Raw genomic sequence first — 21,130 nt, 5'->3', positions numbered from 1 at the left:
CGTCACCATGAGCCAGAATTCCGCCACCGTTGCCCTCGTCAACCGGCTCAAATTCAAGCATCTTGCGCTGCTGGTCGCGCTCGACGATGCACGCAACCTGCACCAGGCCGCCGACGCCGTCAACGTCGCGCAACCGAGCGCCAGCCGGATGCTCGGCGACATCGAGGAAGCCTTCGGCTTCCTGCTGTTCGAGCGCAATGCGCGCGGCATGCAGCCCACCCAACTCGGCACCGTCACGCTGGCTTACGCGCGCCGCGCGCTGACCGAACTGACGCGCTTCGCCGAAGACCTCGAAGTCAAACGCAAAGGCGGCCACGGGCAACTGACCGTGGGCGCGATCATGGGCGCCGCGCCCGACCTGCTTGCGATGGCCGTCGCTTCGCTGAAAACCGAAAGACCGCTGCTCAACGTGCGCATTCTCGGCGAAACCAGCGATCAGGTCGTCCAGTTGCTGCACCGCCGCGAAATCGATCTCGCGCTCGGACGGCTGACCAGTCCACTGCAACACAACGACTTTAGCTTCGAGCCGCTCGCGCGCGAAACGCTGGTGCTGGTCGTACGCACCGTGCATCCGCTGGCCGCCCGCGACACCGTCACGCTCGCCGAACTGATGGCCTGGCCTTGGGTCGCGCAACCGGTTTCGAGTCCGGCTCGCGCGCTGTTCGAAGAAGAACTCGCGCGTGCGGGTCTGGCAACGCCTGTCAACCTGACCGAATGCGCGTCGATTTTCGCTACGCTGCAACTGCTCGAAAACTACGACGCCGTGGCGATGCTGCCGGAATCCGTGGTGCGCGATCACGTGCGCGGCAAACTGCTGGTGCCGCTGCCGGTCGAGATCGGTAAAAGCCTTGCCGGCTTCGGCATCCTGACCCGCAAGAACGAACCGCTTGCCGAACCCGCGCTGCATTTCATCGAGCTGCTGCGCGGATTTTCGCGCACGCTCGCACGCGACCCGGCAAGCAGTGCGCACAGCAAGACTAACGCCGAAGCGCTGCCTGCGTCCGCGCACTGATGCCTTACCGTTCATTGCAGGTTGACGAACAAACCACCGTCGACCAGCAACGATGCACCCGTCACATAGCGCGCGCGATCCGACGCAAGAAACACCACGCAATCCGCGACGTCGTCGGGGCGGCCCAATCTGCCCAGCGGAATGCGTTTTTCGAAGTACGCCTGCTTGTCGGGATCGGCGAGATCGTCGGCGTTCAGATCCGTCGCGATGGTGCCGGGCATCACCGAATTACAGCGGATACCGTACGGTCCCAACGCAATCGCGCACGACTGCATCAATGAATGCACGCCGGCCTTGGTCGGCGTGTAATGCGTCTGCATGCCGCCGCCGACTAACGCGCTGATCGAACTGGTCGCGACGATCGCGCCGCCCGTGCCCTGCTTCTTCATCTGGTTCGCGGCGGCCTGCGTGACGAAAAACGCGCCGTTCAGATTCACCGACACCGTGGCTTCGAGCATCGCGGGCGGCATGTCGAGAAACGCGTGAAACGGGCAGATGCCGGCATTGCTCGCGAGCACGTCCACCTTGCCGAATGCCTCGACTGTCCGACGAACCAGTTCGGTGCCTGTCTCGTGCGCGGCGACATTGCCTTCCACGGCGATCGCACGACGTCCCAACCCTTCGATCTCCGCCAGCACTTCAGCCACCGCCGAGCGTCGTCCGTACGAGGCGTCGTTGTCACCCCAGTAGTTGATCGCGACGTCGGCGCCTTCGGCTGCGCACGCAACGGCGATCGCACGACCGATCCCGCGCGATCCGCCCGTGACGATCACGGCCTTGTCTTTGAGCAGCACATCTCTCTCCTTGCGTGATGGGTTCGGGAACAACCGTATCAGCGCGGATAAGGTCGCGTCAACGCACACTCGGGATTGAGCCGCACGCCGAAGCCCGGCGTGTCGGGTACTTTCATCCGGCCGTTGACGGGCACGGGTTCGTCGAGCAGCAACGGCGTGAACATCGGCACGACTTCATCGGCTTTCGGCGCCATCATCAGGAACTCGGCAAACGGCGAGTTATGACGCGTGACGACGAAGTGATAGCTGTACACCGACGACCCATGCGGCACGACCATCACGTTATGCGCATCGGCAAGCGCGGAAATCTTGATCAGTTCGGTGATGCCGCCGCACCAGCCGACGTCCGGCTGGATCAGATCGCAACACTGCATTTCCAGCAGCATCCGGAAACCCCAACGCGTCGCTTCGTGTTCTCCGGTCGAGACCATCATGCCCTTCGGTACATTGCGGCGAAGTTCGGCATAACCCCAGTAGTCGTCCGGCGGCAAACATTCCTCGATCCACTTCAGACCGAGTTCGTGCGCGCCCTGCGCGAGACGCGTCGCATACGGCACGTCGAGACTCATCCAGCAGTCGAGCATCAGCCAGAAATCCGGGCCGACCCGGTCGCGCATATCCGCGAGTTTGGCGAGGTTCTTCTTCAGACCCGCTTCGCCTTCCGCAGGCCCGTGTTGCAGCGGCAGCTTGCCGCCGATAAAGCCCATGTCCTTCGCGAGATCGGGACGCGCGCCGGTTGCGTAGAACGTCAGTTCGTCGCGCACGGGGCCGCCCAGCAGCGCATACACGGGTTCCTTGCGGACCTTCGCGAGCAGATCCCACAGCGCGAGATCGACGCCTGAAATCGTGTTCAGCACGACGCCTTTTCGACCGTAATACAGCGTCGAAAAGTACATCTGGTCCCACATCTTTTCGATGTCGGTGACGAGTTGCCCTTCGAGAAAACGCGCGAGATGTTTTTCGACGATGAACGCGCCGATCTCGCCGCCCGTCGTCACCGCGAAACCGACCGTGCCGTCGCTCGCCTCGATCTCGACGACCAGCGTGCCGAGCACGTTGATACCGAACGACTGGCGGCTCTGACGATACTCGGGATAGCGCGCCATCGGCGTCGAAATATGATCGTCGATCCAGTGACCGCCGGGTTGATCGTGATAGTCTGCGCCGCCGCCGCGGACGGTAAAGGCACGCACGTGCCGGATGGTAGGCATGGCCATATCAGCAACTCCGTTTGAGTGCGGCGCACATGCGCCGCATGGGTTCGTTCAGTGAGTGATTCAGCGAAGGGGGTTCAACGTTCCGTTACCGCACGCGAGGGGCGGACGGATGAAGCGGCCACGCGACAGGCGCGGTTTCGCGACGGACCAGCGCGGCGATCAGCAACGCGGCGAGCACGCTGGCCACGCCGAGCGCGATCAGTCCCGCGGACTTCGACGCAAAACCCTGTTCGGCAGCCGTGCGCAACGACGGTGCAATAAAGCCGCCCAGCCCGCCGAGTGAGTTGATCAGTGCGATCCCGCCCGCTGCGGCCGCGCCGCTCAGATAGCGCGTCGGGAACGTCCAGAACAGCGGCTGGGCCGCGATAAAACCGCTTGCCGCACAGCACAGCGCAATCAGCGACAGCACCGGACTCGACGACACGCCCGACGCGGCGATACCGCAACCGGCCAGCATCAGCAGTGCGATAGCCCAGCCGCGATGTGTGCGCGTACGATCCGCACGACGCGGCACGAACCAGGTCGTGGCGAGTGCGCATAGCCACGGCAACGCCGCCACCAGCCCGACTCGCAGGCCGACGGTCGTGCCGAGCAACGCCGCCACCTGTTGCGGCAGGTAGAAGATCACGCCGTACACGCTCATCTGGATCAACGCGTAGATCAGGCAAAGCGACAGCACCCGGCGGTCGATCAGCGCAGCCAGCAGATTGCGAGGACCGTGCGCGGACGCGTCGCGCGCATCGTCTGCGAGTGCGTCGGTCAGCAGGCGACGTTCGTGCGGTTCGAGCCAACGGGCGTCGGCGGGACGGTTATCCAGATACCAGAACGCCCACACGCCGACCGCCGATGCCATCCCGCCTTCGATCAGAAACAGCCATTGCCATCCGGCGAGACCGAATGCGCCATGCAGCTCCAGTAGCGAACCCGACAGCGGACTACCGAAAATAAACGCCAGCGGCGCACCGAAATAAAACAGCCCGAGCGCGCGCGCCCGCGCCGACTGCACGAACCAGTGCGTCAGGTAATAGATGACGCCGGGAAAGAAACCGGCTTCGGCGACGCCGAGCAGAAAACGCAGCGTATAGAACGCGGTGGGCGTATGCGCGAAACACATCGCAGCGGAAACCAGGCCCCACGTCACCATGATCCGGCACATCCACGTCCGTGCGCCGAAGCGATGCAGCAACAGGTTGCTCGGTACTTCGAACAGCGCATAGCCGATAAAGAACACGCCTGCGCCGAATGCGAATGCCGCATTCGACAAACCGGTGTCGTGCTGTAGCGCCTTTTGCGCGAAGCCGATGTTCGCGCGATCGAGAAAGGCGAGCACATACATGAGCAGCAGGAATGGCAGCAGCCGTCGCATGACCTTGCGATTGACCGGGTCGAGTTGCGTCGACGAAACCGGTGCCGCTGGCATGCCGGATGAAGCCGTTGAACCGGACGAAGGCGAATTCATGGTGTCTCCTGCAAACAGTCCGCGACGCATGATCTGCTACGCGTGGCGGCTGTCATATGTGTTTTCTACGGCGTAGACGGCGTGAACCGCGACCTGCCCCGGCGAACCCGCGTTTCGCGCATGCGAGCATGCGTCGCATGTCATGCATGCGCCAGCGTCATGCGTGCGCCAGCGTCATGCATGCGCCAGCGTCATGCGTGACATGCTGGCATGCGCCACGCGCATGCCAGTCGGGAAAGCCCGAAACCGTGCGGCTCAGTAGGTTGCGCGCCCGCCAGACAGATCGAACACGGAGCCGGTGCTGAACGCGCAGTCTTCCGACGACAGCCACAGGATCAACGACGCGGCTTCTTCCGGCAGCAGGAAGCGGTTCATCGGGATCTTGGCGAGCATGTAATCGATGTGCTGCTGCGACATCGAGTCGAAGATTTCGGTCTTTGCGGCGGCCGGCGTCACCGCATTCACGAGAATGTTTTTCGTGGCGAGTTCCTTGCCGAGCGACTTCGTCAACCCGATCAGGCCGGCTTTCGACGCGCTATAGTGCGACGCGTTCGGATTGCCCTCCTTGCCCGCCACCGATGCGATATTCACGATGCGGCCGTAGCCCTGTTTCAGCATTTCAGGAACGACGGCGCGGCACGTCAGATACGGTCCGATCAGGTTCACGTCGATCACGCGGCGCCACATGTCCGGCTCCAGTTCCCACGTCGTGCCATTGCCGCCGGTAATGCCCGCGCAATTGACCAGCACATCGATCTTGCCGTGCGCGGCGATCGTCTGCGCAACCGCGTCGTTGACCGACGCTTCCTGCGTCAACTCGACCGCTACACCGGACACCTTGCCCAGCTCGCTCAACTCTTGTGCACTGCGGGAAAGCCGCTCCTGATCGATGTCCCACAGCGCCACCGACGCGCCGGATTTCAACGCCCGTTGGGCCACTGCGTAGCCGATGCCGCGCGCGCCGCCGGTAATCACAACCACGCGCCCTTCCAGATCGATCCGATTCATTTAGCTGTCTCCTGTGTCGCCGCAGTCGCGACGCACGCTGCCGTTTAGTGATGTGCGACCAATATACGAGCCACGCGATAACCTCACAATCCGGGTATTGGATGATCCGATAACAAATGTGGATCGGACCGCCACCGGCCGATGCATCCACTGGCCGCACATCCCCGTATATGGATCAACACCGCTGCTCGCGCCTGCCGCTACGCGAGCAGTCAGTTTGCCATCCGTCGAGCGCTCGACCGGTAGCGGCTTTCGAAACATGAACCTCGGTGCGGGCCATGCTCGCGCCGCATCCGGAGAAATGCGATGAAACACGTCACGATGAAAATGGTGTTGGGCTGCACGGCAATGGTGTCGATGGCCGTGTCGAGCGTGGTGTTTGCGGGGGGCGGCAATGGCAACGGCGGTAGCGGCGGCGGCGGCGCACACGGCGCTGCGACCGCCGGCATGACGTATCACAGCGAGCCGGTGACGAGTCCGTGGCCGGGCAAGGACATGAAAGAGATGGACATGAAAATGCAGGATATGCATCGCATGCCGTCCGGCACCCACCCGATGCAACCGGCTCCGCCCCAGTAAATTTGCGGCGAACCGGCAGTATCATGGATCGCTCTGACGCCGGGAGCGCGCAATGTGCACGAGCTACGAATCGAACGAATACGACCGGTTTGAAGCGTTCACGCTGTTTGCGCCTCCCGCTTTCCCGTACAAACGCGAGATCTACAAAGACTACGTCGCACCTGTTTTCAGGCGCGTAGACGACGGCTGGCAGACCACCGCCGCCACGTTCGGGATGGTGCCGCGCGCCCGCATTCCGTCGCACGTTCGTCCGTACGACACGATGAACGCGCGCGCTGAATCGATCGGCGAAAAGCGAAGTTTTTCCGCAGCATGGAGTCGCCTCCAACTCTGCGTGATTCCATGCCGCAGCTTCTTCGAGCCGAACTACGAAACCGGCAAAGCCGTGCGCTGGCGCATCGGTCTCGCGGACGATCGCCCTACGTCGATCGCAGGTCTGTGGCGCGCCTGGGAGAATCCGGACGGCAGCGTGTCGCTGTCGTTCACGATGCTGACCGTGAATGCCGACGACCATCCGTTGATGCGCCGGTTTCATAAACCGGGCGACGAAAAACGCTCGGTGGTGATCATTCGCCCCGACGCGTGCGAAGACTGGCTACGTTGCCGCTCCACCGACGAAGCGCGCAGTTTTCTTCAGCTTTATCCCGCAGACGAAATGCTTGCGGAAGCCCTTCCGCTTCCGCCTCGCATTGCACGTCCCGCCTCTAATGACGACGACCCGCAAGCGTCGCTGCTCGACTGATCAAGATCAGGAACAGGCGTTCGCGACGTGCGCGATACACGCTCGCGCACCATAAAAAGGCATTCCACGCGCCATTTCAGTGCCCGTTGAAAATATCGTCGATGAACGATTCAGTTCATCGACGCGACGCCGTTATAGCAAGCGACGAGATCCAAACAGGTGGTGCCGGGGGTTCACCGTGCACGCCGCGACAATCAGAAGGAAGTCTTGAGAAATGCGTGTGTTTGCAGCAGGAACGGCTTTGATGGGCCGGCTTACGATGTCCCGCAAGCTCGCTGTATTGGCAGTATTGTTTTTGTTGCCGCTTTCGGTCTGTCTGTTTTCGATTCTGCGTGAAGATGCCGACGCGTATGCGTCGACGCAACAGGAACTGGAAGGGATCAACCTGCTCGAAACGAGTCAGGCATTGTTGAAGTCCGTACAAAAGCGTCGTGGCGCAAGCGCTGCCGTGATGGCAGGAAACGCGGCAATGCAGCCCGTTTTCGATGCAGCGAACGCCGATGCGCAAAGGCTGATATCCACACTCGCATCGCAAGCCGCGCACACGAATGCGTTCGATGTGAAAGCGCAAGTCGCGTCGCTGCAAAACCAGCTTTCGACCTTAACGTCGATGTCTTCATCGGAATCGGCAAAAGCCGTTTTCGACGCGCACACGGCACTCGTGCGCGCTGTGTTCAACTTCACCGCCGATCTCGCGGACGCTTCGCAACTCGCGCTCGATCCGGAAGCCGCCACCTATTACCTGATGAACACGGTGGTCTTCTCATTGCCGCGCGCCGCTGAAATGGCCGCGATTGCACGAGGCAAAGGCTCGGCGGCGTTGTGCCAGCCACAGTTGAATCCGTCCGAGCGCGGCGCGCTCGGCGTGCACGCGGCCTATCTGAGCGAACAGATCGACGTCGTCCGTCACGACCTCGAACGTGCGCGCCGTGCGCTCGGTACGTCGGGCGCCACAGAGATGCAGTCGTTGAATTTCGAAGAATTCGATGCATTCGGCAAGACCGTCACCGGTGTGGCCAACGGCGGCGACACGCCGACGATCGATGCGACAGCGTATTTCGATGCGGGCACGCGCGCGGTCGATTCCGTCTATAGCGCGCATACCCGCCTCGCGACCTTGTTGCGCACGCTGCTAGCCGCGCGCGCGGACGCCGAAGCGCGCCACATTGCGTTGATGAGCACCATCAGTGCGATTTCCGTGCTGCTCGCGCTGTATCTGTTTTTCGCGTTTGCAATCCGTACGCGTCGCGATGTGTCCGATATCGCCTACCGGATGGAACTCGCAAGCGCCGGCGATTTGCGCGATCGTCTCGACGTCGATGGCCGCGATGAACTCGCATCGATTCGCGGCACGTTGAACGACTTGCTGACGTCGTTGAACCGCACCATCGTCACGACGAAAGCCAGCGCGGAATCCGTGCTGACAGGTAGCCATGAAATTGCGTCGGGCAATCTCGATCTGTCGCGACGCACCGAGGAGCAGGCTGCGTCGCTCGAAGAAACGGCGGCCAGCATGGAAGAGTTGACCACGACCGTGCGCCACAATTCGGAGAATGCGCGCCAGGCCGGTTTGCTGAGTCGCGAAGCATCGACGCGTGCAACACAGAGCGGCGATGTCATTACGCGTGCAGTAGAAGTGATGAATGAAATCGGCAAGCGCGCAAGCGACATGGCCGACATGATTTCGACCATCGAAGGCATTGCATTCCAGACCAATATTCTCGCGCTGAATGCAGCGGTCGAAGCGGCCCGCGCGGGCGAACAGGGCAAAGGATTCGCTGTCGTAGCAGGCGAAGTTCGCACCCTCGCCCATCGCACCACGAGTGCGGCGAAAGACGTGAAGACGATGATCGAACGCTCGTCGGAAAGTATCGACGGCGGCACGCGTCTATTCAACGATGCGCAGAATGCGATCCAGAGCGTGATCGCATCGGTTGCGAGCGTGGACGCCATCGTCAATGAAATCGCCGGCGCGTCGACCCAGCAAGGCGAAGGCATCGAACAGATCAACATCGCCATCACGCAACTTGACCAGACCACGCAGCAAAACGCGGCACTCGTCGAGCAGGCTGCCGCCGCCAGCGCATCGTTGCGCGAGCAGGCATTGCGAATGGAAGAAGTGGTCGCGACGTTCAAGGTCGCGGCGGTCTGATCGAAGCATGAACTACCGGGTCCGGCCATCCGGACCGGGGAGAACTTACCGGAAGCGTGCCCGGTTGAAAGGCGGCATGGTTGTTGCGCGATGCTGGTATCCAATCCAGATACGCGCCATGTCTACTATCCTGCTTGTCGACGATGACAGCGAGTCGCTGTGGGCCTTTCAGTTCGTGTTCGAGCGGCGCGGTCATCATGTGCTGCTCGCCGACGAAGGCGAAGCCGCGCTCGAAAAAGCGGGTCGCTATCTGCCGGACCTGATCGTCACCGACTGGAACATGCCACGCATGGATGGGATTGGTTTGTGCGAACGTCTGAAGTTTTATCCGGCGCTTGCGCAGATTCCGGTGATCCTCGCGTCCGGTGAGACGCCGCCGCGCGACAAGTCGGGGCTATGGAGTGTCTTCCTGTCCAAACCCGTGGATCTTGCCGCACTGGAATCGGTCATCGACGCGTTGCTGATCAAGCGGCTGTTCGCGCCAAGGCGTCAAAGCGCGCCGCTGCCGGGTCCGTCACGATGGCCCGCGATGTCGGCACGCTACTGGACGTAGCGCCGCGCTATCGGCTGCATTGGCGGTCCGGCTACGCGTGAATCGACAGCGCTTCGTTTTGCAACAGTGCGAGCAGTTCTTCGTCATCCGGACGCGTCCCCCAGTTGCGCGCCCCCGCCGCCGACGCGATCGCAATCCACGAATGCGGCGGAAACCACTCGCGAATCACCACGCCGTCGTGACGCACGCAGAGTTGTCCCGTCAGATCGCTGTATTCGGCACTCAACGTCTTGCCGTACAGCACGGCCATCACGGACCGCAAACCGCTTCGTACCATTCAAGGCCCCTGTTTCGCTACGTCGGACGGACTATAGCGACAGGAAAAATTACCGATGTGTTTGTGTGTTTCGAAACGTGTGCGTTTGCAACATGCGTGACGACCGCGCATCGCGCCGGGTCGCCGCAGACGCGTTCAAACCGGTGAAATGAAGGGCTAAACGGCCTCGCTTCCGGGGATCGTGCGCGCACATTTTCCGTAGAATGATTTTCATGGGAGCGACAGTTTGAGCGCCCATCGCGCGGTTCCCCTCCGCGTGCGTTGAACCGTACCGTTGATGGCAGTCAGGCAGCAAAGTGGCAGGTGCAGTACGCAGGGAGTCACAAGAGTCGCACGTCGTTGCAACACGAAAATACGCAGTACGAGTAGTTGGGGTTGAACAGGTAGTACAGGCGAAGGACCCGTCTTAAGCAGCAAGGATGTAGCAGGTGCAGCGCATGTAGCAATGTAAGTCGAAGTAATCGCTTTTGAAGCTGGATGGACCGCTGTTGAAGTTGCAGTCGTTGCAGTTGAAGCTGAAGGATCGTAGTCGAATTGCCGTAGATGAGTTTTGCGTAGTTGAGGGTGTAGTAGCAGTGCCGTTGTAGCAGTACCGGTAACACCGCGCCGTCATAGCGTGGTGTGCGATGGAACAACCGTCGGACAGGCGTCCACGCGCCTGGTCGGCAGCTCCATCCTGTCAGCCCTGTTCCCCCACGGAACAGGGTTTTTTTTTGCGCGCTCGCTTTACGCTTGCCTTTAACGACCTTTCAACGCATCGGCATGTTCGTGCAAGATGCGTCGAAGCAAGGTGACCTGATTGACCGCGTCGGACTGGATTGCCGACAAACCCGACTTCGCAAAGACATCGTCGCCGACATTTTCGGCGCCGTGTCCGAGGCGTTCCGCGATGCCACCGCTGACGGCGAGTATCCACGCGGCAAGATGTTCGTTGGGAATGGTTTCCGTGCTGCTGAAACGCGCGCGGGTCGCCGTGCCGGCCATGCGTCGCAACAGCGCGAAAAGCGTGAGCGCGGTGCGATCGGCGGCGGGCGTTTGCAGCTTTTCGAGCTGCAGACGCGACAGGATATCTTCCGCATTGTTGCTCGCGAGACCGGCTGCGCGACGCAGCCGTTCGAGCTGGATCGTGTCGGCGCGCGCGCGTGACAGCGACGTCGCGAGGTAGCGCAGATTCGCGTTGACCGCTTTCAGCAAGCCATCTTTCAGACGATGCGGCTCGCGACTCGGCCACAGCAGGAAGGTTGCGGCGAGCGCGATCACGCAGCCCAGCACGTTGTTGCCGAGGCGCGTCATCGCATAGGCGAGTTCCGTGCCGCCCGGCGACGCGAAGTCGGCCACCAGCACGAAGGTGGGCGTGATGAACAGCACGAACAGGCTGTAACTGACCGGCCGCAACGCCATCGTCGCGCAGACCAGCGGAAACACGACGAGCGAAATCGCGATGGGCGAATGCACGACGAGACCGATCGCGGCGGCCAGCAGACCGCCCACGATGCTGCCTGCCGCGCGTTCGATGCTGCGCGGCCAACTGGTTGCAATCGACGGCTGAAGGATCAGCAAGGTCGCCATCGTCGCCCAGTAACCGAACGGCACGTGCAGCAGTTGCATGATCAGAAACGCGGCTGTCGTCGCGACCCCGACACGTCCCGCATGCCGCACGCCGAGCGATCCGAGCGACGCATTCGCGCGCAAGGTTCGGGCGCCGTTGACGAGTGCCGGGCCGATTGCCGACCACCATGTCGGATGTGCATTGGTGGCCGGACCCAACTCGCTGAAGTCGATATCGAAGCGAAGCGGCACCGCTTCGCCCAAGGCCACATCGAGACGCGCGGCGAGCGCGTTCAGGCGGTCGCGCGTAGGCGCAGTGGATTCCCACGGCCGTTCGCCCAGCGACCTCGCCAGCACCAGCAGCACTTCCGCGAAAGTGTCGAGTACGCGGGTCGCTCGCCGCGAATCGGGCAATTGGCGATGACGACGCTCGCATGCGTCGGTGACGGCGATCAGGTACGCGAACAGCTGCTCGGCATCGGCAAGCGCGAGCAGCAGATTGTCGAAGGTCTGCCGGCGTCCTTTCTTCGATGCGGGAATACGTTCGAGCGCATTGCGCGTTTCCTCGATCGCCTTACGCGCCTGCGCACGAAATTGCGCCGCATGGCTCGCCCATTCGGCGAACTTGGCGTCGTCCTTTTTCAGCAAGCGCGCACTGTCACGTGCGATATCCGCGAGGCGCAGATACGTGGCGCGGATCGCCGCGCTGCTCGCACCGAACGGATGAATCCGCCACACCGTGAAGCTCAACGCGGTGGCGAACAGGCAACCCACCAGGTAGATGCCCAGAAAGCGCCATTCGGCACGGCCGCCATGTACCGGATGATCGACCATCACAACGCACGCGGTGGCCGCGAGAATCGACACCTGCGCAGCCGCTACGCCGAAAATACGGCCGAGCGCGCCGAGAAAAGCGAACGACAACACGGCCATCGTCGCGGCGAATGCGCCGACGCCGGCCGCGTACGCGGTCAAACCACCGCACAGCGTGGACAGCACGGAGAACGCCATCATCGATGCAAAACGCATGCGGCTCGATCCGGCTGCGTCGGCGAGACAGGTCCAGAATGCCCCGATCGCGGCCCACGAAAACTCGGGCATATGCAGGATATTGCCGAGCAGAAGCATCGCCGTCGATGCGCACGCGGCGCGCAATCCCTCGGACAGATCCGCCTGCCCCACGGCGAACGACACCATCCACAGCGGCCTGTGACGCGTGACGTGATCGAGCGAAGCGGACCAGAACCGGGTATGACGACGCGCGGCCGCACGGGATTGATGCCAGAGGTTTCGAAGGCGAAGCATGGGCTGTAGCGTGGGTCGAATGTGAATCGGCGAATCTACGGCGAAGGCTATCGCTGGCGTGATAGCCCGGTGACAGCCTGAATCGGCGGCCGGCGTTAGAGCGTGTTCAACGCGTCTTTCATCCAGTCGTGCACCGCATGACTCAACTCCGTCTGCGACATCTGCTGCGACGAGAACGCCGGACCGATCACCACGCGAATATGGCCGCGCCGGTCTGGCCAGCCTTTGGCCGGCCAGACCTTACCCGCATTGTGCACGACCGGCACTGCCGGCGCGCCGGTGGCGCAGGCGAGGCGAATCCCGCCCGAGGTCAGCCGCAACGGCGCGTCGTGGGCCACTCTGGTGCCTTCGGGGAAGATCACCACGTCGTCCCCCTTGGCGAGGCGGGCGGCGCTCTCCTGAGTGACCGCCTGATGCGCCTGGCGCGGTGAGCCGCGGTTCAGGCTCACCATGTCGAGTCCGCGAAGCACCCAGCCGAAGAACGGAATGCGCAGCAGTTCTTCCTTGAACACAAAGCTGATGCGGCGCGGAAACACCGCCATGAAAGCCAGCGTTTCCCATGTCGATTCATGGCGGCACAAGATAATGGACGGTTCGGCGGGCAGATGTTCGAGACCTTCCACCGAGACCGTGATGCCCGGCAGCCAGCGCATGACCGCGACCAGCGCGCGGCACCACTGCTTCGCGAGCCAGTAGTGCCCTTGCCGTCCGGCGAACGGATACAGCAACAGGATGACAATCGAATAAAGCGTTCCACTGCCAAGCAGATAAACGATGAACAGCCATTTGACTAAGGTAGAGCGCATGCGAGCCAGTGTGAGAGGGTTTGCCGGTGGAATCATTTTCCGTGACGCGCTGTGATTGCACAGCGACGTATGCGTTCTCACGCACACGACGTCTCCGCCCATCTTAAAGTAACCGGCCATAAAAACGTCGCAAAGCGTCCCGACGCGTCAGGCGCCCTCGGCTTCTTCGGGGCTTTCGTTGATATACGCGGAGACGCCGCGCCGTTGCAGCGCCGCGCCGAGTTTCATCCGCAGAAAACTGCTGGTCGTATAGCGCGTGACGTCGGAGTAGAAACGCGAAACAAGTCCCGCCACCATGGTCGAGTACTCGTCCAGCACGTCCGGACGGATCGAAAAGTGATCGTAATTGACCACCGCATGCGGCTTCGTCGTGAGACCGTCGAGCTTCGATTCGACCTCGCGACGGATTGCATGCACATCGTCGGGCGTCGCGACTTCATGGCCTTCGAAATTGATAAAGAACATGTTCTTGGCTTCGTCGTAACTGAAGCGTTCACTGAGCTTCAGCCTGAGCAGCACGCTGCGCAGCCCCATCGGCGCGGCTGAAAAAATACGGTCGTCCATCAGCCGCGGCGGTGTGTCCATCACGGGCCGAAAACCCATCTGCGCGACGATGTCGCGTTCGATATCGATGCCGGGCGCGACTTCTGTGAGCGCGAGACCGTCGGGCGTCAGCGTGAAGACGCAGCGTTCGGTGATGTACAGCACCGGTTGCGCGCGTTCGCTGGCGTAACGACCGCTAAAGGTTCGATGCTCGACTGCTTCCACGAACTTACGGCACGTGCCTTCGCGCAAGATTTTCAGGCGACCGTCTTCGATCGCGATATCGAGCTTGCCGGCATTGAAAGTGCCGACGAACACCACCTTCTTCGCGCTCTGACTGATATTGATGAAACCGCCCGCGCCCGCGAGTTTCGGACCGAATTTGCTGACGTTGAGGTTGCCCTCGCGATCCGCTTGCGCGAGTCCGAGGAACGCGATGTCGAGTCCGCCGCCGTCATAGAAGTCGAACTGGTACGGTTGATCGATGATCGCCTGGGTATTGGTCGCGGCGCCGAAATTCAGTCCGCCAGCCGGAATACCGCCAATGACGCCCGGCTCCGTGGTCATCGTGAACAGGTCGATCACCTGCTCTTCGTTCGCGACGCTCGCAATGCCTTCCGGCATGCCGATACCCAGATTGACGACGCTATTGGCCATCAATTCGAAGGCCGCCCGACGCGCGATGATCTTCCGTTCGTTCATCGGAAGACTCGCGACCGAACTCGCGGCGACGCGCAATTCGCTGGAAAACGCGGCACTGTACGGCTCCGCGAACGTTTGCCAGTGATTCTCCGGCTTCGCGATCACGACGCAATCCACCATGATTCCCGGTATTTTCACCTGTCGCGGATTCAGCGTATTCGAGTCGGCGAGCCGCTCGACCTGCACGATCACGATGCCGCCGGAATTGCGCGCGGCCATTGCGATCGACAGGGCTTCGAGCGTCAACGCTTCTTTCTCCATCGTGATGTTGCCGCTGGCGTCGGCTGTCGTGCCGCGCACGATGGCGACATCCACCGGTAAGGTTCGATAGAGCAGACACGGTTCGCCCGCGATCGAAATCAGGCTGACGAGGTCTTCCGTGGTCTTGGCGTTGAGCTTCCCGCCACCGTTTCGCGGATCGACAAAAGTACCGAGCCCGACTTTGGACAGATGTCCCGGACGACCGGCTGCAATATCGCGGAACAGGTGGGAAATCACGCCTTGCGGCAAGTTGTACGCCTCGATCACGCCGTCGATGGCGAGCTTTTGCAGGCCCGGCACCAGCCCCCAATGACCGCCGATCACCCTGCGCACGAGACCTTGATGCGCGAAGTGATTCAGTCCTTTGCCTTTGCCGTCGCCCTGACCGCCCGCGTAAATCAGTGTGAGATCGCGCGGACCATCGCCGTCCGCGTCTTTCGACTCCACGAACAACTGTTCCAGCGCAATCGCGATTTCTTCCGCGAAACCGATGCCGACGAAGCCGCCGGTCGCAACGGTATTGCCCGGCCGGATCAGGCGGACCGCTTCGCGCGCGCTGACGACCTTGCCGCGTTCCATGCTGCGCGACGCGACCGGAAAAGGATGCTGGAAACCCGCTTTCATATCGCCTCCAGGCTTCGGCCCGGCGTGAAGCACATGCTCCTGCCCGGCCGGCGCGGCTTCGCTCCACCGCTCTTGCGCAGCTTTACCGGAGCCGCGTGTTTAGTCTAGTGGGATAAACAGCAGCACCACGACGGTGCCATTCGACGCGATCGTGCGTTCTCGAAGCGTTGATCGGGGCAATCTGTTGAGCATCAATCTGCGAGCGTGTATCGTCTAACCAAAGGTATGAATCCGTAAGGGAGTCTGTCGCTGGATGTATCGTCTGCTCTTGCTTTTCTGCGACTGCACTCAATCTATTGACGACTGTGACCCTAAGCTGGAAACCACGTGACCCGAAAAGCACTCAAGAAACACCATAGTCCGGCCATGTCGCCGCTTTTGCGCGCGCTGACCTACAGTCGCGCCGCACATCAGCCGGTCACCGACGCGATGCTGCTGCATTGCTATAGCGCACTCGACGCGTTTCAGCGCGGTCACGGTTCGCGCGATCTGTTCGTGATCCTTAGCCGCCATCTGTTGATTGCCGAAGAGTTGTGTCTGCTGGGACTCGAAGCGGAATCGCTTGCGTCGATCCAGCGCGCGCATGGCGCGATGGTTCTGATGGATGCTGCGCAGCAACAGAGCGGCGCGTGGACCTTGGACGACGCAGCTTACTCGCTGCTGTCCGACGCCGTTGTATGCCTGGATAGCCAGCTGACCGTGGCGTCGCTGAGCGATATCGCCGCCGCTGAAGCAAGAATGATCGAAGGCTTGATGCGTACCGGACACACGCAACAGGTTGCAGAAGAACAGATTTAATCTGACGTGCACGGTACGCTAAAGGCACTCATGCCTTAAGCGTCGCCTGCTGCCGGATCATGTCGTAAAGCGCCTGCGCAGCGGGCGAAAGCTGCGCGGTTTTACGCGCCACCAGCACCAACGTGCGCGACACCGCCGGCTGCGTCAATTCGACTGTCCGTACGTTCGGATAGGCGCCCTTCTGGATAGCAAGGCGCGGCACGACAGCCGCGCCCACGCCTTGCGCGACCAGCCCAAGTGCCGTCGAACTGCGTTGCACTTCATAGAACGAACGCAGTGCAATGCTGCTCGTTTCCAATGCCACATCCAGCAAAGCGCGATTGCCGCTGACCTCACCGGCAAAGATCAGCGGATGATCGTGCAATTGCCGCCACGCGATCCGCCGCCGCTTTGCCAGCGGATGATCTTCATGGCAAATCAGTACATAGCGATCTTCGGTCAGCGGCACACTGGTCAGATCCGGATGATGTTCGCCCGCGATATTGATGCCGAATTCCGCCTCACGACGCAGCACCGCTTCCGTCACCGCCGATGAAGCGTGGTCCAGTATCTTGATGCGGTTATGCGGATAACGCGCCGAATAGGCCTGCAAAATACGGGGTAAATACTGCACGCCGACCGTCGGCACGCACGCGATCGATACATCGCCACGGCGCGTCATGCCGGTCTCGCGAATCTCCACCAATGCGTCCGATAACTCGCCGAGCAAACGGCGCGCTTGCGGCAAGAAACCGCGGCCGATATCCGTCAAGGCCATCGAGCGCGTAGTGCGCTCGATCAGCATCACACCCAGAAAATCTTCGAGTTTGCGCAAGCGTTGGGTGATTGCCGTTTGCGTCACGTGAAGCGCATCGGCCGCGCTCTGGAAGCTGCCGCGATCCGCTATCGTCACGAAAGCCTGCACACCGAGCGTGTCGATTTTCATAAGAAAAATGAAGGAATTGGAATAATAAATTCATTTTACCCGGTTCGATGCATCGTCCAGAATGGATCGTGTCGATGCACATTTCGCGGTACAGGTCGTCGAAATGTAATCATGTCCGCTGCATGATGTGGGTTAGAACGGGAGTGTCGAATGGAATCCGATAAAGATTGGCATGCCAAGCAATACGTAATGTTCGAGCGTGAACGGACACGTCCTGTCCGTGATTTGCTGGGTGCGGTAGCCGATACGGGCGATGTCAAAAGCGCGGTCGATATCGGCTGCGGGCCGGGAAATTCAACTGAAGTGCTGATCGAGCATGTGCCCGATGCGATCGTCACCGGGCTCGACAGTTCGCCGGATATGATTGCGGCCGCACGCAAGCGTCTGCCGCACTGCCGGTTCGATACGGTGGATATCGCGACGTGGCGTCCCGCCGCATCGCTCGATCTGATTCTGGCGAATGCTGTGCTGCAATGGGTGCCGCAGCACGAGCGCGTGTTTCCGCAACTGATCGACGCGCTCGCGCCGGCCGGACGTCTCGCCGTACAGATGCCGGACAACCTCGATGAGCCCGCGCACCGGTTGATGCGCGAAGTCGCGGCGGCGGGTCCGTGGGCAAGCAAGCTGAAAGGCGCCGAGCGGACGATGCGATTCGGCGCGGACTGGTATTACGCGTTGCTGAAACCGCTCTGCTCGCGTGTCGACGTTTGGCGGACGGTCTATCACCATCCGCTCGCGGACGCCGATGCGGTCGTCGAATGGTTCAAGGGGAGCGCGCTGCGGCCGTTTCTCGCCGCGCTCGACGCCGGCGAACAGACCGCGTTTCTGAGCGAATATCGTGACGCGATTGCGCAGGCGTATCCCGCGCAACCGGATGGAACCGTGCTGCTGCCATTCCCACGGCTGTTTATCGTCGCGACGCGCGCGGCGTCGTGAATGGCTTCGACGCGCGGTCGGTCAAAACATCAGGAAAGCAGCGCGACGTAAAAAACCACCGCGCCGATCAACGCGCCGACGAAGCAGAAGCCCTCTTCCGCGTCGTCGCCGCTGCTCGACGAGCGCAACCACGCGCCGACGAAACCGAACAGCCCCGCAATGCCGAGCGCCACGCACAACATCGTGACGTCGAACAGCGCACTTCGCCCGACGTCGGGCAAATCGAGGTCGTTCACGCCGAAATACACGCCGATCGCCATCAATGACACGGCAACCAGCGGCAGCATCACGTGGCTGCCTTCGTGGCTCACGTGATGGGGGTGATGAAGCGTTCTGAGCGGTTTCATCGTGCGTCTCCTGCTCGCCTTTCGGTCGGCGATGACACGTGCCTTTGTTGTCTCACGATGCGTCAGTCGCCAGTTAAGCGCATGATTCGCATGGACTTTTTATCCGCGACCGCGCCTTTTCGAAGTGAGCGCGGATACACGGAAGGCACATCATCAGGATAGTCCACCGAACGCGACAATTCAAAAGTCGTTTAATTTGGATTGGTATCGTTCAAGGGTCTATCTGCAAAGCGACCGCGCGGATTCGCCTTTCCAAACGCCGGCGGTCAAACCAATGTCGCCCGGAACGGTCTATCTTGCATCCCGGTAGAATCAACGGGTCTTCACCGGCGCGGCGCAACGCACTGCACCGCGCTCCCGCTCCTCCTCACCGCCCATTTATGCGCCGCTCACCGTTCTTCGTTCGAATTATTGGTATTGGCATTCTGCTGCACTTCTACGTCGGCTTTCGGATCATTCCTGATCTCGCCGTCGACGCGCCGGTCAAATGGCTTGCCGCGCTTTGGCTCGTGCTATCCGTGTTGCTGATCCCGATGGGGATGCTCGCGCGGACCATCAAAAAGCAGCCGCTGGGCGATCGACTCGCGTGGATCGGTCTGCTGGCGATGGGATTCTTTTCGTCGCTGCTGGTGCTGACATTCGTGCGCGACTTGCTGCTTGCGTCGCTGCTGACGATCGACGCGATTCGGCCGGGCTCGATTCCGCTCGCGAGCTGGCGAACCGGTTCAGCGGCCGCGGTGCCGTTGCTGGCGTTGTTGTCGACTGCCATTGGTTTTTTCAATGCGCGACGCCGGGCGCGCGTGGTGTCGATCGATGTTCCGATCGCCGATCTGCCCGACGCGCTCGACGGCTTCACGATCGTTCAGATCAGCGACATCCACGTCGGACCGACGATCAAGCGCCGCTATGTCGACGCAATCGTCGATGCCGTGAATCGGCTCAAACCGGATTTGATTGCAGTCACCGGCGACGTGGTGGATGGAAGCGTGCTGCAATTGTCGGCGCACACCCAACCGCTGTCTCGGCTCAGTGCGCGGCACGGCGCGTATCTGGTGACGGGCAATCACGAGTATTACGCGGGCGCGCACGCGTGGATCGACGAGTTTCGACGACTGGGATTGACGGTGCTGCTCAACGAGCATGTTGTCGTGGATCATGATGGCGCGCGGGCGATTATTGCCGGCGTAACGGATTATTCCGCCGCGCATTTTGATCCGGAGCACCGAAGCGATCCGGCTGCGTCGCTTGTCGGCGCGCCTGGTGACGTGCTGATTCGGGTGTTACTCGCGCATCAGCCGCGATCTGCCGAGGCGGCGGCAGAAGCTGGGTTCACGTTACAACTGTCTGGGCACACGCATGGCGGCCAGTTCTTTCCGTGGAATTTCTTTGTGCGATTCCAGCAGCCGTTTGTTGCTGGATTAGCCCGGTTGAATGGATTGTGGGTTTATACCAGCCGGGGCACTGGTTATTGGGGACCACCGAAACGATTGGGTGCGCCGTCGGAGATTACACGTTTGCGGTTGGTTTCTGGTGATGCGGGTTAATCTGGCGTTGAGTTAAAAAAATGCCGCGGCTGGATTTATTTCCGGGCGCGGCATTTTTTATTTTGATGTCTGTTTCGTTGTGTGGTTATTGGGCCGCTGAAACAGCGATATTAACTTGCTGTGCGTAATTAATTTCGACCGGCGTTCCGCGTACGATCTTGGATAGCTTTTCCGGCTCGCGCGTTTGAATGTGGAAAACCGGACCATGGGCTGGTTTCAGGGTAAGCACCCCTGATTGATGGTCAATATCCTGGACTTCAGCGACGACGGTTTGGGCGCTGCCCGTATTTTGAGTGTGTGCGAAACTCACGGTAGCGTTTCGCATCATTCGAATGTGAACCTTGCCACCTTGTCGAATTTTCCCGAGATCGGCGGAGTCTGTGACGACGAAGGATGCTTCGCTTCCGTTAGAGTCGGTTACAGTGACGGCGCTTTTCGCGAGGTCAATTGATTCAACGATACCTTCTGCTTGAAGCGTACTGCTCGCTTCAAACGACTTAGGCAATGGTCCGTCAGCGGCGAACGACAAGAACGGGATTGTGCTGATTAAAACTGCGGTGCAGATTTTTACGACTTTCAGGCTGTTGACGTTCACACATTCCTCGATTTAATAACAGCGCGGACGAGCTGGAGGCCGATGCAGCTTGTCGTTTGCGTCAGGCGATCTAAGAGAAACTTAAAGACGACGAATTCAGCTCAGTTTCGTTTTCAAGATGAAGTCCGTCAACGTCCACGAATGCTCTTTAGGAGGATATTTTTCGAATTTAATATCTTTGTGGATTTTTAATAGCGGATAGCTCACCAGCCTCGACGATCCATTCAGCGCATATCGACGATAACGACAGCGTCTTTGAACTGAGGTATTGGTTGCTCGCTTCGTGGCGGCGTTTTGCGGTGAGAGGTGGAACCGAGTTTTAGGCGCGCGAGATGCACAGATACATGCCTTTCGCTGATCGATGGCCGCCGATTCATCTGACTTTGGAAGTCAGTCATTTTCG

The 21,130-nt window shown here is 60.8% G+C and carries 19 protein-coding genes; 8 read left to right on the top strand and 11 right to left on the bottom strand.

What is annotated here, in order from left to right; genetic code table 11:
• The first annotated feature begins 7 nt into the window (after positions 1 to 7).
• The gene (locus tag PW947_RS14155) at positions 8 to 1,012 is read left to right on the top strand and encodes a LysR family transcriptional regulator (protein WP_299632966.1); all 1,005 of its coding nucleotides are present in this window, start codon (positions 8 to 10) and stop codon (positions 1,010 to 1,012) included.
• 11 nt (positions 1,013 to 1,023) lie between these two features.
• On the opposite strand, the gene PW947_RS14150 is transcribed toward PW947_RS14155, so the two are convergent.
• The 4 genes from PW947_RS14150 to PW947_RS14135 all read right to left on the bottom strand — a co-directional run bounded on the left by PW947_RS14150 (position 1,024) and on the right by PW947_RS14135 (position 5,490).
• Positions 1,024 to 1,806, bottom strand: a complete 783-nt coding sequence (locus PW947_RS14150) for an SDR family NAD(P)-dependent oxidoreductase (protein ID WP_299632965.1) — start codon at positions 1,804 to 1,806, stop codon at positions 1,024 to 1,026.
• 38 nt (positions 1,807 to 1,844) lie between these two features.
• On the bottom strand, positions 1,845 to 3,023 hold the full coding sequence (gene rhmD, locus PW947_RS14145; protein ID WP_299632964.1) for an L-rhamnonate dehydratase: 1,179 nt from the start codon (positions 3,021 to 3,023) through the stop codon (positions 1,845 to 1,847).
• Positions 3,024 to 3,108: 85 nt separating this feature from the next.
• Complete coding sequence (locus PW947_RS14140; RefSeq protein WP_299633307.1) at positions 3,109 to 4,443, bottom strand: MFS transporter; 1,335 nt, start codon at positions 4,441 to 4,443, stop codon at positions 3,109 to 3,111.
• Positions 4,444 to 4,737: 294 nt separating this feature from the next.
• Entirely contained in the window at positions 4,738 to 5,490 is a 753-nt protein-coding gene (locus PW947_RS14135) for an SDR family NAD(P)-dependent oxidoreductase (protein ID WP_299632963.1), read from the bottom strand.
• A gap of 306 nt (positions 5,491 to 5,796) precedes the next feature.
• Here PW947_RS14135 and PW947_RS14130 point away from each other — a divergent pair, with 306 nt between their 5' ends.
• The 4 genes from PW947_RS14130 to PW947_RS14115 all read left to right on the top strand — a co-directional run bounded on the left by PW947_RS14130 (position 5,797) and on the right by PW947_RS14115 (position 9,516).
• A complete protein-coding gene (locus PW947_RS14130) occupies positions 5,797 to 6,069 on the top strand; it encodes a hypothetical protein (RefSeq protein WP_299632962.1) in 273 nt (90 codons plus the stop codon).
• Between the two features lie 52 nt (positions 6,070 to 6,121).
• Entirely contained in the window at positions 6,122 to 6,811 is a 690-nt protein-coding gene (locus PW947_RS14125; RefSeq protein ID WP_299632961.1) for an SOS response-associated peptidase family protein, read from the top strand.
• 280 nt (positions 6,812 to 7,091) lie between these two features.
• Positions 7,092 to 8,963 carry a methyl-accepting chemotaxis protein gene (locus tag PW947_RS14120; protein WP_299632960.1) on the top strand — a complete coding sequence of 624 codons (1,872 nt, stop codon included), beginning with the start codon at positions 7,092 to 7,094 and terminating at the stop codon, positions 8,961 to 8,963.
• Between the two features lie 118 nt (positions 8,964 to 9,081).
• Positions 9,082 to 9,516: a response regulator gene (locus PW947_RS14115; RefSeq protein ID WP_299632959.1), complete on the top strand. Its 435-nt coding sequence runs from the start codon at positions 9,082 to 9,084 to the stop codon at positions 9,514 to 9,516.
• Positions 9,517 to 9,547: 31 nt separating this feature from the next.
• Here PW947_RS14115 and PW947_RS14110 read toward each other — a convergent pair whose 3' ends face one another.
• The 4 genes from PW947_RS14110 to PW947_RS14095 form a co-directional block, all read right to left on the bottom strand.
• A complete protein-coding gene (locus tag PW947_RS14110) occupies positions 9,548 to 9,793 on the bottom strand; it encodes a hypothetical protein (RefSeq protein ID WP_299632958.1) in 246 nt (81 codons plus the stop codon).
• A 738-nt stretch (positions 9,794 to 10,531) separates the two neighbouring features.
• Positions 10,532 to 12,646 carry an FUSC family protein gene (locus tag PW947_RS14105; protein ID WP_299632957.1) on the bottom strand — a complete coding sequence of 705 codons (2,115 nt, stop codon included), beginning with the start codon at positions 12,644 to 12,646 and terminating at the stop codon, positions 10,532 to 10,534.
• A gap of 95 nt (positions 12,647 to 12,741) precedes the next feature.
• On the bottom strand, positions 12,742 to 13,452 hold the full coding sequence (locus PW947_RS14100) for a lysophospholipid acyltransferase family protein (protein WP_299632956.1): 711 nt from the start codon (positions 13,450 to 13,452) through the stop codon (positions 12,742 to 12,744).
• A 147-nt stretch (positions 13,453 to 13,599) separates the two neighbouring features.
• A complete protein-coding gene (locus PW947_RS14095) occupies positions 13,600 to 15,582 on the bottom strand; it encodes an acyl CoA:acetate/3-ketoacid CoA transferase (RefSeq protein ID WP_299632955.1) in 1,983 nt (660 codons plus the stop codon).
• Between the two features lie 327 nt (positions 15,583 to 15,909).
• Here PW947_RS14095 and PW947_RS14090 point away from each other — a divergent pair, with 327 nt between their 5' ends.
• A complete protein-coding gene (locus tag PW947_RS14090; RefSeq protein ID WP_299632954.1) occupies positions 15,910 to 16,380 on the top strand; it encodes a hypothetical protein in 471 nt (156 codons plus the stop codon).
• Positions 16,381 to 16,408: 28 nt separating this feature from the next.
• On the opposite strand, the gene PW947_RS14085 is transcribed toward PW947_RS14090, so the two are convergent.
• Positions 16,409 to 17,305 (bottom strand): LysR family transcriptional regulator, encoded by an 897-nt coding sequence (locus PW947_RS14085; RefSeq protein WP_299632953.1) that lies wholly within the window; start codon positions 17,303 to 17,305, stop codon positions 16,409 to 16,411.
• Between the two features lie 150 nt (positions 17,306 to 17,455).
• Between PW947_RS14085 and tam the strand changes: the two genes are divergently transcribed.
• Positions 17,456 to 18,241: a trans-aconitate 2-methyltransferase gene (tam, locus tag PW947_RS14080; RefSeq protein WP_299632952.1), complete on the top strand. Its 786-nt coding sequence runs from the start codon at positions 17,456 to 17,458 to the stop codon at positions 18,239 to 18,241.
• Positions 18,242 to 18,270: 29 nt separating this feature from the next.
• On the opposite strand, the gene PW947_RS14075 is transcribed toward tam, so the two are convergent.
• Complete coding sequence (locus PW947_RS14075; RefSeq protein WP_299632951.1) at positions 18,271 to 18,588, bottom strand: hypothetical protein; 318 nt, start codon at positions 18,586 to 18,588, stop codon at positions 18,271 to 18,273.
• A gap of 380 nt (positions 18,589 to 18,968) precedes the next feature.
• On the opposite strand from PW947_RS14075, the gene PW947_RS14070 reads away from it, so the two are divergent.
• A complete protein-coding gene (locus PW947_RS14070) occupies positions 18,969 to 20,132 on the top strand; it encodes a metallophosphoesterase (RefSeq protein ID WP_299632950.1) in 1,164 nt (387 codons plus the stop codon).
• A gap of 85 nt (positions 20,133 to 20,217) precedes the next feature.
• On the opposite strand, the gene PW947_RS14065 is transcribed toward PW947_RS14070, so the two are convergent.
• Positions 20,218 to 20,727, bottom strand: coding sequence for a hypothetical protein (locus tag PW947_RS14065; RefSeq protein ID WP_299632949.1), 510 nt, complete (start codon positions 20,725 to 20,727; stop codon positions 20,218 to 20,220).
• Between the last annotated feature and the right edge of the window lie 403 nt (positions 20,728 to 21,130).

The sequence above is a fragment of the Paraburkholderia sp. genome (genome assembly GCF_028283785.1).
Lineage (GTDB): Bacteria > Pseudomonadota > Gammaproteobacteria > Burkholderiales > Burkholderiaceae > Paraburkholderia.
The sequence above is the reverse complement of the archived record's forward strand: the minus strand, read 5'-3'. Positions and strand labels throughout refer to the sequence as shown.

Excerpts from the sequence above, each read along its gene's own strand:
- PW947_RS14070 (WP_299632950.1), top strand. The coding sequence starts at position 18,969 with ATGCGCCGCTCACCGTTCTTCGTTCGAATTATTGGTATTGGCATTCTG.
- PW947_RS14110 (WP_299632958.1), bottom strand. The coding sequence starts at position 9,793 with ATGGTACGAAGCGGTTTGCGGTCCGTGATGGCCGTGCTGTACGGCAAG.
- PW947_RS14100 (WP_299632956.1), bottom strand. The coding sequence starts at position 13,452 with ATGCGCTCTACCTTAGTCAAATGGCTGTTCATCGTTTATCTGCTTGGC.
- PW947_RS14155 (WP_299632966.1), top strand. The coding sequence starts at position 8 with ATGAGCCAGAATTCCGCCACCGTTGCCCTCGTCAACCGGCTCAAATTC.
- PW947_RS14075 (WP_299632951.1), bottom strand. The coding sequence starts at position 18,588 with ATGAAACCGCTCAGAACGCTTCATCACCCCCATCACGTGAGCCACGAA.
- rhmD (WP_299632964.1), bottom strand. The coding sequence starts at position 3,023 with ATGGCCATGCCTACCATCCGGCACGTGCGTGCCTTTACCGTCCGCGGC.
- tam (WP_299632952.1), top strand. The coding sequence starts at position 17,456 with ATGGAATCCGATAAAGATTGGCATGCCAAGCAATACGTAATGTTCGAG.
- PW947_RS14115 (WP_299632959.1), top strand. The coding sequence starts at position 9,082 with ATGTCTACTATCCTGCTTGTCGACGATGACAGCGAGTCGCTGTGGGCC.
- PW947_RS14140 (WP_299633307.1), bottom strand. The coding sequence starts at position 4,443 with ATGCCAGCGGCACCGGTTTCGTCGACGCAACTCGACCCGGTCAATCGC.
- PW947_RS14085 (WP_299632953.1), bottom strand. The coding sequence starts at position 17,305 with ATGAAAATCGACACGCTCGGTGTGCAGGCTTTCGTGACGATAGCGGAT.
- PW947_RS14105 (WP_299632957.1), bottom strand. The coding sequence starts at position 12,646 with ATGCTTCGCCTTCGAAACCTCTGGCATCAATCCCGTGCGGCCGCGCGT.
- PW947_RS14130 (WP_299632962.1), top strand. The coding sequence starts at position 5,797 with ATGAAACACGTCACGATGAAAATGGTGTTGGGCTGCACGGCAATGGTG.
- PW947_RS14125 (WP_299632961.1), top strand. The coding sequence starts at position 6,122 with ATGTGCACGAGCTACGAATCGAACGAATACGACCGGTTTGAAGCGTTC.
- PW947_RS14135 (WP_299632963.1), bottom strand. The coding sequence starts at position 5,490 with ATGAATCGGATCGATCTGGAAGGGCGCGTGGTTGTGATTACCGGCGGC.
- PW947_RS14095 (WP_299632955.1), bottom strand. The coding sequence starts at position 15,582 with ATGAAAGCGGGTTTCCAGCATCCTTTTCCGGTCGCGTCGCGCAGCATG.